The organism is Deinococcota bacterium, assembly GCA_030858465.1.
Lineage (GTDB): Bacteria > Deinococcota > Deinococci > Deinococcales > Trueperaceae > JALZLY01.
Genome location: JALZLY010000085.1, coordinates 1 through 14,198 on the forward strand (window position 1 = coordinate 1; position 14,198 = coordinate 14,198).

Genomic DNA, 14,198 nt, shown 5'->3' on the forward strand with positions numbered 1-14,198 from the left:
GCTCGGACTACGCCACCCACCCGGGCGGCAAGGGCGCCAACCAGGCGGTGGCCGCGGCGCGCGCCGGCGGCTCCGTGCGGCTGATCGGCCGGGTCGGCGAGGACGGCTTTGGCGAGACGCTCCTGCGCGGCCTGGAGGCCGAAGGCATCGATCTCGAGCACAGCCGCGCGCTTCCCGGCCCCAGCGGCGTTGCCTTCGTCAGCGTCACCGAAGGCACTGAGAATAGTGGCGAGAAGGGTGGCGAGAAGGGTGGCGAAAACAGCATCATCGTGGCGCCCGGCGCCAACGCGCGCCTGCGGCCGGGCGATCTGGACCCGGCGGCCTTTGAGGGCGCCGCCGTCCTCCTCCTTCAGCTCGAGATCCCCCTGGAGACCGCGCTTACGGCCGCCCGCCTGGGGCGCGAGGCGGGCGCCAGAGTCGTCCTCAACCTGGCGCCCGCCCGGAGGCTAGGGGCGGCGGCGCTAGCGCCCATCGACCTCCTGCTCGTCAACGAGAGCGAGGCGGCGGCGCTGCTCGAGGGCAGCGCGCAGGAGGTGCGGGGCAAGCCGGAGGAGGCCGCCCGGAAGCTCACCGCGCTGGTCCCCCAGGCCGTCCTCACCCTCGGCGCCAGGGGCGCGGTCTGGGCGACGCGGGAGGAGAGCGGCTACATGGCGGCCTTTGCGGTCAAGGCCGTAGACAGCACCGCGGCGGGCGACGCCTTTGCGGGCGTGCTCGCGGTCGCGCTCGAGAGGGGGCTGACGCTCGCGGAGGCCACCCGCTGGGCCAGCGCCGCCGGCGCCCTGGCCGCCAGCCGCGAGGGCGCGCAGCCCTCGCTGCCGCGCAGAAGCGAGCTCGAGGCCTTCTTGAAGATGAGACCCGCTAGACCCGCTTGAATACCCTAGACCCGCTTGAACACTAAGGCCGCGTTCTGTCCGCCGAAGGCGAAGTTGGTCGAGAGCACGTAGTTCACCTTGCCCTCCCTGGCCTCGTTGGGGATGTAGTCGAGGTCGAGCTCGGGGTCGGGGTCGATGGAGTTGCGGGTGGGCGGCAGGACGCCCGAGTCGATGGCCTGGACGCTGGCGACGGCCTCGATGGCGCCCGCCGCACCCAGCAGGTGGCCGGTCATCGACTTGGTGCTCGAGACCGGCGGCACCTTCGAGCCGTTGAAGACGGCCTTGTAGGCCAGCGTCTCGTTGAGGTCGTTGGCGGGGGTGCTGGTGCCGTGGGCGTTGATGTAGCCGATCGCTTCGGCGCCGACGCCCGCCGACTTTAGCGCCCAGCGGATGCAGCGCACCGCGCCCGAGCCGCCGGGGGCCGGCGCGGTGATGTGGTGGGCGTCGGCGCTGGTCGCGTAGCCGACGACCTCGGCGTAGATGTGCGCGCCGCGCGCGCTGGCGTGCTCGAACTCCTCGAGCACCAAGATGCCCGCGCCCTCGCCCGCCACGAAGCCGTCGCGCGAGGCGGTGAAGGGCCGGCTGGCCGTTTCCGGGCTGTCGTTGCGGGTCGAAAGGGCCTTCATCACCGCGAAGCCGCCGATGCCCATAGCGGTGATTGGCGCCTCGGTGCCGCCCGAGAGCATCACCTGGGCCTCGCCGCGCTGGACGATTCGAAAGGCGTCGCCGATCGCGCCCGAGCCCGTCGCGCAGGCCGTCACCACGGTGCTGCTCGGGCCCATCAGGCCGTAGCGCATGGCCAGGTGGCCGCTCGCCATGTTGGCGATCATCATCGGGATGAAAAAGGGGCTCATGCGCATGGCATTGCGGTCAAAGCGCACCTTGGCCTGGTCCTCGAAGACGGTCAGGCCGCCGATGCCGCTGCCGATGCAGGTCCCGGTCCCTTCGCCGGCGATGTCCTCAGGGCTCAGCCCCGCGTCCGCGAGCGCCAGGTCCGCGCCGATGATGGCGAGCTGCACGTAGCGGTCGAGGCGCTTGGCCTCCTTGCGGTCGATAAAGTCCGTGATCTCGACATCGACCTCGCCGGCGATCTGCGCCGACAGCTCGCTCGGGTCGAAGCGCGAAATGCGCCGGATGCCGTTCTTAGCCTCGTGCTGCGCCCTCAAAAAGGCCGCCGCACCCACGCCGATGGGGCTCACCGGCCCGACTCCCGTCACTACCACACGTTTCATACCAGGCTCAACCTCTACAGCTCCCTTGGGCGCTCGTGATCATCCTCTTTGCCCCACGGGGCGCGCTACTGACGGGCCGCGATAAAGCTCTTGGCGTCGCCGACGGTGCGGATCTTTTCGGCCTCTTCGTCGCTGATCTCGATACCGAACTCGTCCTCGAGCCCCATGATCAGCTCGACCACGTCGAGCGAATCGGCGCCCAAGTCGTCCACGAACGAGGCGCTTTCGACCACTGCCGAGGGGTCGGCGTCGAGCTTGTCCGCCACCACCGAGCGAATCTTGACCATAATGTCGTCTGCCATGATGTCCTCCTAGCGAAGTTTAACAGCTTTGGGTTCTGCACGGTGTCAAAGGAGACGAGAGTGCATGAATGTCAGAAATTCTAGCATGACGGCGCCACGGCGCAAGGCCCTGCGCCCGCTAAGCCATCACCATGCCGCCGTCGATGGCCAGTGTCTGACCGTTGATGTAGGCGGCGTCCTCGCTCGCTAAAAAGGCCACCGCCTTGGCGACCTCCTCGGGTCGGCCGAAGCGGCCCGCGGGAATCTGCCCCAGGTAGCCCTCCTTGAGCGCCTCGGAGAGCCCCCCCGTCATGTCGGACTCGATGAAGCCGGGCGCCACCGCGTTGACCGTCACGCCCTTGCCAGCGTACTCGCGCGCCAAGGCCTTGGTGAGGCCGACCAGACCCGCCTTGGCGGCGACGTAGTTGGCCTGACCGGCATTGCCCATCAGGCCGACGACGCTCGAGACGTTGACGATGCGGCCCCAGCGGCGCGAGACCATGCCGCGCAGGGCGGCGCGCGACAGGTAAAAGGCGCTCGACAGGTTGGTGTCTAGAACAGCCGTCCAGTCCTCGTCCTTCATGCGCATGGCCAGGCCGTCGCGGGTGATGCCCGCGTTGTTGACGAGCACGTCGAGACTCCCCAGAGCCTCGCCCACCTCGGCGACGAGCCGCTTGCAGGCCGCCGGGTCGGCGATGTCGGCGCTAAAGGCCTCGGCCTGGACGCCCATCTCCCTGAGTTCTCGAGCCAGAGCCTCGGCCGCGTCCGCCGAGCGGACGTAGTGCACGCCGACGTTGCAGCCCCGCGCCGCCAATTCCCTCGCCATCGCTAGCCCCAAACCGCGGCTCGAGCCGGTGATCAGGCAGCTCCTCATAAACAGCTCCTCATAAACAGCTCCTCATAAACGGCTCCCTATCATCGGGTCCCTCGTCATAGCGCCTCCTTCAGGCTTGCCGCGTCCGTGACGGCGCGGGCATCGGCGCCCTCCAGGGTGCGCCCGACCAGGCCGCTCAGGACCCTGCCCGAGCCGAACTCCAAAAAGCGCCTGACGCCGAGCTCGTGCAGCTTCAGCAGCGACTCGGTCCAGCGCACCGGGCTCGTCACCTGCCGCTCCAAGAGCCCGGCGGCGTTCCCTAGGTGAGCCACGGGCTCGGCCGTGACGTTGCTGATGATCGTCATGCTCATCTCGCCGAAGGGCACCAGCGCGAGGTCCTGGGCCAGCCTCTCGGCCGCCGGCCTCATCAGGCTGCAGTGGAAGGGGGCCGAGACCTTGAGGGGGATCACCCGCGCGCCCGCCTCCTTGAGGTGCTCGCCGGCGCGCGCGACCGCGTCCGCCTCACCGGAGATGACCGTCTGGCCGGGCGAGTTGAGGTTGGCGATCTCGACCACGCCCCCCCTCATGCCTCTTGTGCCCGCGCAGACCTCGGCGACGCGCTCTGGGTCCAGCTTCATCACCGCGGCCATGGCGCCCGCGCCGGGCGGTACCGCCTCTTGCATGTAGGCGCCTCGGGCGTGGACGAGCCGAATGGCCCGCTCGACGGAGAGCGAACCCGCCGCCACGTGCGCCGTGAACTCGCCCAGGCTGTGACCGGCGGCGTAGCGCGGCTTGTCCCCGCCCGCCTCGAGGTAAGCGGCAAAGGCCGCCGCCCCCGCCGCCACCAGCGCGGGCTGCTGGTTGGCGGTGAGCCGAAGAGCCGCCTCGGGGCCCTGCCACATGATGTCCAAGAGGCCGGGCATGGCGCCCTCGGCCTCGTCAAGAACCGCGCGGGCGGCCGGGAAAGAGCCGTAGAAATCCTTGGCCATGCCGACCCCCTGCGAGCCCTGGCCGGGAAAGAGCGCCGCCAGGTCCGGTGCCGCCAGGTCTGCCCTCACGTCCGGTGCCACGCACCCCCCCAGGTCACGACGCTCGCGCCCCAGGAGAGACCACCCCCAAAGGAAACCAGCAGCAGATGGTCGCCGTCGGCGATGCGGCCCTCGTCGAGCGCGTGCAGGAGCGCCATCGGGACGCTCGCCGTCGAGTTGTTGCCGTACTCGGCGACGGTGACGACGACCCGCTCGGGCGTCAGGCCCAGGCGCTCGCGCGCCGCCTCGATGATGCGCCAGTTGGCCTGGTGGGGCACGAACAGCGCGATGTCCTCGGGCCTGAGCCCGGCCCTGTCGACGGCCTCGAGCGTGGCCGTGTTCATCACCCGGACGGCGAACTTGAAGACCTCGCGGCCGTTCATGGCGACGAGGTTCTTCTTCATGGCCGTGCCGCCCGGCAAGCAGGGCGCGAAGGAGCCGATGTGCAGGTGGTGGGCGCCCGAACCGTCGGCGCCGATGACCATCGAGCGGATCCCGTAGGGCTCGGGCACCGCCTCGATGATGGCGGCACCCGCCCCGTCGCCGAAGAGCACGGCGGTGGTGCGGTCTTCCCAGTCGAGCATCTTCGACAAGGTCTCGGCGCCGATGGCCAGGACCTTTTTGCAGTTTCCGGATTCGACATAGGCCTTGGCGACCGAGAGCGCGTAGAGCCAGCCGGTGCAGGCGGCCAGGAGATCAAAGGCGCCGGCCTTCAGGTCGAAGTGCTTCTGGACGAGGGCCGCCGTCGCCGGAAAGAGGGCGTCGGGCGTGCTCGTCGCCACGATCACCATGTCCACGCCGTCCAAGCTCGCCTCGCCGTGGCGGGCGATAAGGTTCTGGACGCAGGCGATCGACTGGTGCGAGGTGTACTCGTCCTCGGCGGCGAAGTGCCGCCGCTTGATGCCGGTGCGGGTGGTGATCCACTCGTCGCTGGTGTCCACGAGCTTCTCGAGGTCGTGGTTGCTGACCACCCTCTCGGGGGCATAAGCACCCATGGCGGTGATGCCCGCCCGGTGCTTCTCTGTCGTCGGCTTCTCTGTCGTCGGCTGTTTCGTCAAACCACCACATCCAGTGCGCGACGCCCGACCCTTTGGCAGGTCGGCGTTTCAGCGGCTGCCCAGGCTGAACCTACAAACTAGAAGCATGAGCCGCAGAGGCATGAAAAGAGACATTCATCAACGCTCAACCGACCGTTGCGGCCTCATTCTAACCCGAAGTTTCTTGTGGGCTTGCAAAAGGGACGGTAAGAAGCAAAAAGAACAGGTAGCGAGACGATCCGGCTACCTTGTTCCTGCACCAGCCTGTCGCCGCGCTGGCCTCAAGCTTCGATGTCGAGCACCTGACGGCCCCGGTAGGAACCGCAGTGCGGGCAGACCACGTGCTGGAGCTTCATCTCCTTGCACTCGGGGCAGGCCACCAGGTTGGGAGCGGTGAGTGCGTGGTGGCTGCGGCGCGAATCGCGCCTGGCCTTGGAGGTGCGCTTTTTGGGTACGGGATGTTTTGCCATGATGCTCCTTGAAGATTGTTGAAAAGTTTGAAGGTTGAAAGGTTGGAAGGTTGGAAGGTTTGACCCTGCTAACCTTCCAACTTGATATCCTTGAGCGACTTAAAAGGCGACTCCTGCTCGTTCTCGCGCGCCTCGTCCCCTGCGGCCTCGGGGTGCTCGTTGAGATTGACGCCCGCCTCCGACAGCCCCCTGCACTCTTCCTGGCAGAGCACCGCGAGCGGCAGGTCCACCGCGAGCACCTCGGTGAGGAGTTCGGCGAAGTCCACCTCGGGCTGGCCGAAGAGGAGGATCTCCCCGCTCTCCGCGTCCTCGGTGAGCTTGAGGCCCTTGACGCTTGCCCGGTAGGCCATCGCATAGAGAAGGTCGGCGGCAACGTCGGCCTCGACCTCGGTCAGGCAGCGGCGGCACTCGAGCACCACCGTGCCCGAGACCTCGCCGTCAAGCAGAAAGTCGTTCTCGCCGCCGGCCCGGCGCACCGTCAATTGCCAGTCGAGCGGCCCCGCCAGGGTTATGCCGCTGTGCTCGAGCAAGGCCGCGGAAGGCTGCAAAAGCCCCTCGCCCGAAACCTCGTCCTCGCCGCCGCGCGCGGGCGAGGTCTTGAGCAGGCTGGCTAGGTTGAGGGTAGCGTCAGCGTGAGAAACCATCCTTTGCGAGTATAGGTAGCCGGGGGGGGCTTGTCAAGGCAAAGTGGACGGCCCCAGGACGGCCGGCAGGTGCGGATAGAGGCCCTGGCCGGTGCCATGCGCGGCCCGGCGACAGCCAGGCGCTTTAGTCCGCCGCGGGTGCCGCCGCCAGGAGGATCGGGCCGTGAGAGTAGCGGAAGAAGCCCAGCGACAACTGCATGAAGTAGCCGACCGTGAGCGCGAAGAGCACCGTCCCCAGTCCCGGTGGGCCGCCCAGGAGAAAACCCCCGCTGAGGACGCCCAGTTCGACGGCGAGGCGGGTGGCGCGGATGCTCGAGCCGAGCCGCTGCGACAGGCCCAGGACGAAGCCGTCGCGCGGTCCCGCGCCGAAGCGCGCGGTGATGTAGAGGCCGCTCGCCAGGCCGACGAGGGCCACCCCGAAGGTGAACTGGGCTGTCCCCCAAATCCAGCCCTCGGCGCTCGGCAGCCAGGGCTGGGTCCTGAAGAGGTTGACCCAGGGGCCGACGAGGAGCATGTTCATGACGGTGCCGAAGCCGGGCCTGACCCGTAAGAGGCCGTAGGAGACGATGATAAGCGCAACGCCCGCGAGCTGCGTGACGCGCCCAAAGGAGAGGTCCGTCCGTAGGCTCACGCCCTGGTGAAAGACCGACCAGGGATCTAGGCCGATGCCCGCACGGAGCATCAGCGCGATACCCAGGCCGAAGAGCATCAGGCCCAGGTTGAGCTGAAGCAGGCGCCGCCACAAGCGGCTGGTTCGGAGCAGGGTCGAGGAGGACTCGAGGCCGGGCATAGCGGCAGTTTACCGTCCGGTGCTGCTCGTCCCGGTACCGCGGCGTGCCGGCGCTAGGGTGCCCGTTCATTCCCACTCAGTCATTCCCACTCGATGGTGCCCGGCGGTTTGCTGGTGATGTCGTAGACTACACGGTTGACCTCCGGCACGCTGTTGACGATGCGGTTGGAGACCGTCGCCAGGAAGTCGTGCGGAAATCTGGTCCAGTCGGCGGTCATGCCGTCGGCGCTTCCTACGGCCCGCAGGGCCACCGTCTGCGCGTAGCTGCGCCCGTCGCCCATCACCCCGACCGAGCGGATCGGCGTCAATACCGCCAAGGCCTGCCAGGTCTCGTCGTAGAGGCCGAACTCGCGCAGGGCGCTGATGAAGATGTCGTCGACGCGGCGCAGGACCTCGAGCCGCTCGTGCGTCACCTCGCCGATGCAGCGAATCGCCAGGCCGGGGCCGGGGAAGGGGTGGCGGTCGCGCAAGTGCGGCGGCAGGCCGAGCGACGCGGCGATCTCGCGGACCTCGTCCTTGAAGAGCGTGCGAAAGGGCTCGATGAGCTCGAACTTGAGGTCCCCCGGCAGCCCGCCCACGTTGTGGTGCGACTTGATGTTGGCAGTCCCGTGCCCCCCGGCCGACTCGATCACGTCGGGGTAGAGGGTGCCCTGGGCGAGAAAGCGGATGTCGCCGACCTCGCCCTCTTTGGCTACGGCCTCACGGCTAAAGACCTCGATGAACTCGCGGCCGATGACCTTGCGCTTGGCCTCGGGATCGGTTATTCCCTCGAGCGCTCCGAGAAAGCGCTCCGAGGCTTGGGCGACGGTGAGGTTGACGCCGAGCTCGAGGAGCGCCCGCTCGACCTCCTCGGCCTCGCCTAGACGCAGGAGGCCGTGATCGACGAAGACCGCCGAGAGTTGCGGGCCGATGGCCCTGTGGAGCAAGAGGCCCAGGGTGCTCGAGTCCACCCCGCCCGAGATACCCAAGAGCACGCGCTCGCCGCCGACGCGCGCCCGCACCTCGCGGACGAGCCCCTCTACGATGTGTTCGGGCGTCCAGTCGCGCGCGACGCCGGTGCGCGCCAGGAAGTTCTCGAGCAGCCTTGTCCCCTTGGGGGTGTGGCGCACTTCGGGGTGGAACTGCAGGCCGTAGAGACCGCGCTCGGCGTCCTCGATGGCGGCAATGGCGGTGTCGGCGGTGGCGGCGACGCTCCTAAAGCCTTTGGGCAGGCGGGTGACCGAGTCGCCGTGGCTCATCCAGGCCACGAAGTCGCCCTCGACCGCCTCGAAGAGCTCGCCCCGGTAGTCCGTCAGGACCGCCTTGCCGTACTCGCGGACCCTGCTCCTGGCCACCTCGCCACCCGCTTCGGCGGTGAGCAGTTGCATGCCGTAGCAGATAGCCAAGACGGGCAGGCCCGACGCCAAGAGGCCCTCCGGCAAGCGCGGCGCGCCCGGGTCGTAGACGCTGGTCGGGCCGCCCGAGAGGATGACGCCGCAGGCGTTTGCCGCTGTGATCTCGGCCAAACCGGCGGTGGCGGGCAAGATCACCGAGTAGACGTTCAGCTCGCGCAGGCGGCGGGTGATGAGTCGGGTGTACTGCGAGCCGTAGTCGATGACGGCGATGCTCTCCAGGTTTTCCATCAGCCGGGTCTCCATCACCCTGTTTTCTCCGAGGTTTTCCTGATACTCGTGCTCATACTCACTTCCCTCACTCAGTTTCCTCAGGGTGCAATGACGACGGTGACGGTGCGCTGTTCAGGAACGGTGAAGCGCAGGTCCGGCGAGGTGCGGTCCAGGTAGCTGGCCTTGAGGACCCATTCGCCGCGCTCGAGCTCGACCTGGCCGGGCACGTTGCGAATCTCGCCGCCCGGCTGCAAGGCCGACCCGGGAGGGCTGCTCACCACCGTGACGAGCACGGGCCGCAGGCCCTCCGGCGCCACCGCGATGGTCACCGGGTAGCCGGTGGGCGCAGCGGATTCGGAGGGCCGCGGCAAGGCGGTGAGCAGGACCAGGACGGCCACGCTCGCGGCCAGGGCGGCGAGCAGGAAGGGTCTGAGGCGGCTGTTGGGCCGGCGCTTGGGCTCGAGACCGGCGTCCTCATCCTGGGGGCGCGGCCCGGGGGGAAGCACCGGGGGCGCGGGCGGCTCGGCCGACGCCCGCCCGGCGGAGCCGGGGTCGCTTACCGGCCCTGCCAGCCGCTCCCCTTCGTGTCGCGGGCGGCCCGTAAGACGGGGTGCGGGGACGGGCGCCCCGGACCCCGCTTCCGTCCCGTCCCCGATCCCGTCTTCCTCGAGGTCCTGCGGCTCGAAGACGCCTGCCTCGTCCTCCTCGGCGCTCTCCTGCTCCTGCGCGCGCGGCTCCGGAACTGGGGCGACGGCCGTGGGCACGTCCTGGCGGCGGGGCGCGGGGGCGGCCGTGACCCGCGGGGCGACAGGGGGAACAGCAGGGGAAACAGCAGGGGAAACAGCGGGGCTGAGGGCGGGGCTACCGGCGTCCGCCGCGGACGTGCTCAGCAGGCTCACCGCCTCGTGGAGCGTCTTGGCGAGGGGGCGCTCGTGGGGGTCGAGCGAGAGCGCCGCCTCGAAAAGCGGGACCAGCTCCTCGGGCAGGTTCGGCCCACAGAGGAACTCGACCGACTTGGCCCAGGAGAAGACGTCGCCGGCATAGCTCGCCTCCTCGAGCGCCTCGGGCGCGGTGAAGGGCGAGGCCTCGGGCCTCCAGCGCACGCCGTAGCCCTCGACCAGGTGGTGCCCGCCCCGGCCCAAAAAGCGCTCGGGCTTCAGGTTGCCGTGGAGGACGCCGACCCCGGCGGCGTCCTTGAGCGCGGTCACCGAGTCCTGGAGCAGCGCGGGCACAAGGTGCGTCTCTACGGGCGCGCTGAGCGGCTTGTAGCCCGGCACGAAGGCCACCACCAGCTCGCTCTCCTGAGCGCTGTAGCTCGAGTGCAGGACGCCTGGAACCGCGTCGGACTCGAGCTCGCCGAGCCCAGGCAGAGACCGCCCCGGAAAGCGGTAGATGAGCACCGGCAGGCCGGTCAGCGCGTCGAGGCCGCCGTAGCTCCTCACCTCGCCCTGCTCGCTCAGCAGCGTCCTGATCTGAAAGCGCCCCGTCTGCGTCACAGCGCCCAGTATAGCCCAGCCTGCCGCCCGTGACCTTGACGCCAGCCCAGGCGCCAGCCCAGGTCTCGGAAGGCTGCGGTCGAGGCCGGTCGAAGGGGCAAACGTGAGACACTCGCTTGTGAGCGGCCCGCCGACCTGCTATTTTGTAAACATTATGATGAACAAACGCGGAGACGAGAGGGACGTGGGACCCAGGGGAACGGGGCTGAACACAGGACTGAACGAGGACGCGGTCATCGCCGCCCTGAGGGGCGTCAACGACCCCGAGTTGCACCGCGACCTGGTCAGCCTGGGGATGGTCAAGGAGGTCAAGGTCGAGGGCGGCCGGGTCGCGGTCAGGATCGACCTGACCACGCCGGCCTGTCCCCTAAAGGGCAAGATCGAGGCCGACGTGAGGGCCGCCATCGGCGCCCTGCCGGGCGTCGGCGGCGTCGAGCTGAGCTTTGGCGCGCAGGTGACGGCCGCTAGCCAAGGCGGCGACCAGGGCGCCATCCCCGGGGTCAAGAACATCATCGCGGTGGGTTCGGGCAAGGGCGGCGTCGGCAAGTCCACGGTCGCCGCCAACTTGGCCGCCAGCCTGGCCCTGGAGGGCGCGCGGGTGGGGCTCCTGGACGCCGACATCTACGGTCCCAGCCAGGCCAAGATGTTCGGCCTCGAGGGCAACCGGCTGATGGCCGACGGCAACAAGAACATCCTGCCGCTAGAAACCATGGGCATCAAGGTCTTGTCGATCGCCAACCTGGTCGAAGACGGCCAGGCGCTCACCTGGCGCGGGCCGATTCTGCACGGCACCATGCAGCAGTTCATCAAGCAGACCGCCTGGGGCGAGCTCGATTACCTCATTGTCGACCTGCCGCCGGGCACGGGCGACGTGCAGCTCTCGCTCACCCAGCTCACCTCGGTGACGGGGGCGGTGCTGGTGACGACGCCGCAGGACGTGGCGCTGCTGGACGTGAGGCGCGCCTACAGCATGTTCCGCAAGACGCACGTGCCGGTCCTGGGGGTGATCGAGAACATGGCCTACTACGAATTGCCGGACGGCGAGCGCGACTACATCTTTGGCGAGGGCGGCGCCAAGCGCTTCGCCGACAGCGAGCGGCTCACCCTCTTGGGCAGCGTGCCGCTCCGCCGCGGCCTGCGCGAGTCGGGCGACCGGGGCAAGCCCGTGGTGGTGGCGTCACCGGACACTCCCGAGGCCCAGGCCTTTAGAGAGGCGGCGCGCCTGCTCGCCGGTCAGATCAGCGTCCAGAACCTCAATACCCTTCCCGTCCTCTGATATGGCGCTCAAGACTGACAGGGCGAGGGCGGCAGGCGCCAAGCGGGGGGGAGGCGGGCGGCGCGGCCAGGCCGCCGGGGCTAGGGCGGTCCAGTACCGGGGGACCAAGTCGAGCCTCTTGCGCCTCATCAAGGAGCGGGGCGGGGCCACCACCTCGCAGCTCGCCCAGGCTCTGGGCCTCACCCGTGCCTGCGTGCACAGCCACGTCACCGACCTGGTGGGGGCCGGTCTGGTGAGCCTGCGCGAGACGCTCAAGGAGGGCCGCGGCCGGCCGGGGCACCTCTACGAGCTTACCCTGGACGGTGAGAACCACTTTCCCAAGAGCTATGCCAGGCTGGCCGGCGACGTGCTCACCCAGCTCGAGCGCTCCAGCGGCGCGGCGGCGGTGGCCGGGGTGCTCGAGGCCAGAAACAGCCCCTTCGGCCTTCTCTGGCGGCAGGCCAGCGAGGGGCGCAGCCTGAGCGACAGGCTCGCCTACCTGGCCGAGAGGCTCTCCGAGCAGGGCTATGAGGCCAGGATCGTCAGCCAAGACGGCGACTATCTGTTGCTCTTGGGCAACTGTCCTTTCCCGGCGGTGGCGCGCGAGCACCCGGCGCTTTGCGAAGCCGAGGGCAAGCTGCACCAGCAGGTGCTGGGCGTGCCAGTGCGGCGCGAGTCTCGCATCGTCGACGGCGCGCGCTGCTGCACCTACCGCCTCCTGCTCGGCTGAGGCCCGGCACCGTCGGATTGGCCGGGCTCTGCTAGACTGAAGGTCATGAAGGTCGCGCGACTGCTCCTCTTGCTAGGTTTCTTGGTCCTAGGTTTCTTGGGCCTCTTAGCGGCCTGCGCCCCGCGCGCCCAGCCGGGGGGAGAGCACCTGGTGCAGGCGCCCGTCTTCGTACTCCTGCCCGAGGGGGCGCGCATCGGCAAGTACAACCCGCCGGGGGCCGGCGCGACCGTGGTGCTTCAGGCCGCGGCGCGGGTGAGCAACCCCAACCCCTACCCCGTGCGGGTGCGGCCCTTCGACTACGAGCTCTTCGTCGGCGATCTCCTGGCCGGGCGGGGCCGCACGCCGGCGCCTGTGGCCTTGGACGCCCAGGCGAGCGCCGACCTGCGCCTCGAGGTCGAGATCGACCTGAGCGGCCAGCCGCTCGTCTTGCGCGAGGTAGCCGATGTCTTTGCCGGGGCGCCGCTGCCCTTTCGCGTCGAGGCCGCCCTCGAGCTCGAGGCGCAAGGCGACCTGAGCTCCTTTGAGCGCGGGAGCCTGTTTGCGGGCGGCGCCCGCGCCACCCAGACGGTGCAGCCGCCCGCGCTCGCCTACGACCCGCTCGAGTCGAGCGTCTTCATGCTCGAGCCCGGCCTGCCGGTGGTGCGGGTGGTGGCGCGGGCGACGAACCCCGGCGAGATCGGCTACCTCGTCTACGGCAGCGATCTGCAACTCCTCTTGGACGGTCAATCCATCGCCTTTGGCGACATGCGCCCGAGCCCGGTGCCGGCGGGGGGCCGGGGCCGGGTCGAGCTGCTCTTCTACCCCGACCTCACCCGCCTCGGCGAGGCGGGTGAAGCGGCCCTCTCTCGCGCCTTGGCAGGCGACGAGGTGGCGCTCGAGCTGCGCGGCGACCTCAGGCTCGACGTGTTCGGCTTAGGCGGCTACGCCGTGCCGCCGGACTGGCAAGTGCGCGGTCCCGTCGCCGCCCGCTAACAAGAAAGGCCTGACAGGTCGTTGGCAACCACCGAACACGCCCGGATCGTCGGGCTACCACCCTGCTGTCCCTTCAGTGCAGTGCAAGGATGAGGGGCGCCGCGCCCGCGTTGCGCGAGAGGATGCTTCAGAGCGAAGCGAGGGACGGCCGGTTTGCCGATCTACTGGTCACGCCTCGAGTTGACGCCTGGATCGAGGAGATGCTTTCCGACGGCTCGAGCCCCTGGCCGATCTCAGCCGAGGTGGGGCGCTTTTTGAGCCACCTCGTCTTCAGGTTCAAACCGCGGCGCATCCTGGAGTTCGGTGCGGGCTCGTCGTCTTGCGTCTTTGCCCGCGCGCTCTCCCTGGCCGGCGGCGGAAGCCTCACCTCCGTCGAGCAGATGCCACAGTGGTGCAGCGACAGGTGGGACGAGGTGAAGCGGACGGGCGGGGTGGACGCCCAGCTCGTGGTCTCACGGCCGCAGCTCACTGTCGGCAAGACGGGCTTGCACTATATATATAAAAGCGCGGCGCCGGCGATCGCGGCGCGTGGACCCTATGACCTCGTCTTTATCGACGCGCCACAGGAATACTATGGGCGCGACGGCTCGCTTCACCTGGCCCGTGAGCACCTCGAGCCGGGGGCGCTCATCGTTCTCGACGACGCGGGCCGCCAAGCCGAGCAGTGGACGCTCTGTCGCTGGCTTCGCACCTACCCCGACTTGCAGCTCGTCGTTTTCGATCCCGTGATCGGAGGCAGAGGGGTGGCCGTACTCTGCTTCGCCGGTGAGACGCGCAACCGCTTCGATCCATGGACCTTGGTGACGAGCGCCCACCACTTCTGGCGCGGCCGGCTCGAGCGGCGCCGGCTGAGGCGGAGATACGGCTAGCGTTGAGACAAGCTGAGCCGATGCGCCACGAGCCGATGCGCCAAAAGGCGACCGGGGTCGAGGTGGAACTCGCAGGTAAACGCTTTGTTCGCTACCGGCTGCCC

The 14,198-nt window shown here is 69.0% G+C and carries 15 protein-coding genes; 5 read left to right on the forward strand and 10 right to left on the reverse strand.

Features of this window, described 5'->3' with window-relative positions; translation table 11 throughout:
* Positions 1-872 (forward strand): ribokinase (locus M3498_04050; GenBank protein ID MDQ3458469.1); only part of this gene is annotated, 872 nt, incomplete at its 5' end.
* A 5-nt stretch (positions 873-877) separates the two neighbouring features.
* Here the strand turns inward: M3498_04050 and fabF are convergent.
* The 10 genes from fabF to M3498_04100 form a co-directional block, all read right to left on the reverse strand.
* Entirely contained in the window at positions 878-2,104 is a 1,227-nt protein-coding gene (gene fabF / locus M3498_04055) for a beta-ketoacyl-ACP synthase II (GenBank protein MDQ3458470.1), read from the reverse strand.
* 65 nt (positions 2,105-2,169) lie between these two features.
* Positions 2,170-2,406, reverse strand: coding sequence for an acyl carrier protein (acpP, locus tag M3498_04060; protein ID MDQ3458471.1), 237 nt, complete (start codon positions 2,404-2,406; stop codon positions 2,170-2,172).
* Between the two features lie 118 nt (positions 2,407-2,524).
* The gene (gene fabG, locus M3498_04065; protein MDQ3458472.1) at positions 2,525-3,259 is read right to left on the reverse strand and encodes a 3-oxoacyl-[acyl-carrier-protein] reductase; all 735 of its coding nucleotides are present in this window, start codon (positions 3,257-3,259) and stop codon (positions 2,525-2,527) included.
* A gap of 56 nt (positions 3,260-3,315) precedes the next feature.
* Entirely contained in the window at positions 3,316-4,188 is an 873-nt protein-coding gene (locus M3498_04070; protein ID MDQ3458473.1) for an ACP S-malonyltransferase, read from the reverse strand.
* Positions 4,189-4,253: 65 nt separating this feature from the next.
* The gene (locus M3498_04075) at positions 4,254-5,222 is read right to left on the reverse strand and encodes a ketoacyl-ACP synthase III (protein MDQ3458474.1); all 969 of its coding nucleotides are present in this window, start codon (positions 5,220-5,222) and stop codon (positions 4,254-4,256) included.
* Positions 5,223-5,545: 323 nt separating this feature from the next.
* Positions 5,546-5,734, reverse strand: a complete 189-nt coding sequence (gene rpmF / locus M3498_04080) for a 50S ribosomal protein L32 (protein MDQ3458475.1) — start codon at positions 5,732-5,734, stop codon at positions 5,546-5,548.
* 68 nt (positions 5,735-5,802) lie between these two features.
* The gene (locus tag M3498_04085; GenBank protein MDQ3458476.1) at positions 5,803-6,378 is read right to left on the reverse strand and encodes a DUF177 domain-containing protein; all 576 of its coding nucleotides are present in this window, start codon (positions 6,376-6,378) and stop codon (positions 5,803-5,805) included.
* Between the two features lie 124 nt (positions 6,379-6,502).
* Entirely contained in the window at positions 6,503-7,168 is a 666-nt protein-coding gene (locus M3498_04090) for a hypothetical protein (protein MDQ3458477.1), read from the reverse strand.
* 80 nt (positions 7,169-7,248) lie between these two features.
* Entirely contained in the window at positions 7,249-8,805 is a 1,557-nt protein-coding gene (guaA, locus tag M3498_04095) for a glutamine-hydrolyzing GMP synthase (GenBank protein ID MDQ3458478.1), read from the reverse strand.
* A gap of 65 nt (positions 8,806-8,870) precedes the next feature.
* Entirely contained in the window at positions 8,871-10,268 is a 1,398-nt protein-coding gene (locus tag M3498_04100; protein ID MDQ3458479.1) for a hypothetical protein, read from the reverse strand.
* 157 nt (positions 10,269-10,425) lie between these two features.
* On the opposite strand from M3498_04100, the gene M3498_04105 reads away from it, so the two are divergent.
* From M3498_04105 to M3498_04120, 4 genes are all read left to right on the forward strand, one after another.
* Positions 10,426-11,544 (forward strand): Mrp/NBP35 family ATP-binding protein, encoded by a 1,119-nt coding sequence (locus M3498_04105; GenBank protein MDQ3458480.1) that lies wholly within the window; start codon positions 10,426-10,428, stop codon positions 11,542-11,544.
* Between the two features lies 1 nt (position 11,545).
* The gene (locus M3498_04110) at positions 11,546-12,253 is read left to right on the forward strand and encodes a helix-turn-helix domain-containing protein (GenBank protein MDQ3458481.1); all 708 of its coding nucleotides are present in this window, start codon (positions 11,546-11,548) and stop codon (positions 12,251-12,253) included.
* A 45-nt stretch (positions 12,254-12,298) separates the two neighbouring features.
* Positions 12,299-13,225 (forward strand): LEA type 2 family protein, encoded by a 927-nt coding sequence (locus M3498_04115; protein ID MDQ3458482.1) that lies wholly within the window; start codon positions 12,299-12,301, stop codon positions 13,223-13,225.
* A gap of 89 nt (positions 13,226-13,314) precedes the next feature.
* A complete protein-coding gene (locus M3498_04120; protein MDQ3458483.1) occupies positions 13,315-14,094 on the forward strand; it encodes a class I SAM-dependent methyltransferase in 780 nt (259 codons plus the stop codon).
* Positions 14,095-14,198 lie beyond the last annotated feature (104 nt).

Coding starts and splice junctions, on each gene's coding strand:
- fabF (MDQ3458470.1), bottom strand. CDS start 2,104: ATGAAACGTGTGGTAGTGACGGGAGTCGGGCCGGTGAGCCCCATCGGC.
- acpP (MDQ3458471.1), bottom strand. CDS start 2,406: ATGGCAGACGACATTATGGTCAAGATTCGCTCGGTGGTGGCGGACAAG.
- fabG (MDQ3458472.1), bottom strand. CDS start 3,259: ATGAGGAGCTGCCTGATCACCGGCTCGAGCCGCGGTTTGGGGCTAGCG.
- M3498_04070 (MDQ3458473.1), bottom strand. CDS start 4,188: ATGGCCAAGGATTTCTACGGCTCTTTCCCGGCCGCCCGCGCGGTTCTT.
- M3498_04075 (MDQ3458474.1), bottom strand. CDS start 5,222: ATGGGTGCTTATGCCCCCGAGAGGGTGGTCAGCAACCACGACCTCGAG.
- rpmF (MDQ3458475.1), bottom strand. CDS start 5,734: ATGGCAAAACATCCCGTACCCAAAAAGCGCACCTCCAAGGCCAGGCGC.
- M3498_04085 (MDQ3458476.1), bottom strand. CDS start 6,378: ATGGTTTCTCACGCTGACGCTACCCTCAACCTAGCCAGCCTGCTCAAG.
- M3498_04090 (MDQ3458477.1), bottom strand. CDS start 7,168: ATGCCCGGCCTCGAGTCCTCCTCGACCCTGCTCCGAACCAGCCGCTTG.
- guaA (MDQ3458478.1), bottom strand. CDS start 8,805: ATGGAGACCCGGCTGATGGAAAACCTGGAGAGCATCGCCGTCATCGAC.
- M3498_04105 (MDQ3458480.1), top strand. CDS start 10,426: ATGAACAAACGCGGAGACGAGAGGGACGTGGGACCCAGGGGAACGGGG.
- M3498_04110 (MDQ3458481.1), top strand. CDS start 11,546: ATGGCGCTCAAGACTGACAGGGCGAGGGCGGCAGGCGCCAAGCGGGGG.
- M3498_04115 (MDQ3458482.1), top strand. CDS start 12,299: ATGAAGGTCGCGCGACTGCTCCTCTTGCTAGGTTTCTTGGTCCTAGGT.
- M3498_04120 (MDQ3458483.1), top strand. CDS start 13,315: ATGAGGGGCGCCGCGCCCGCGTTGCGCGAGAGGATGCTTCAGAGCGAA.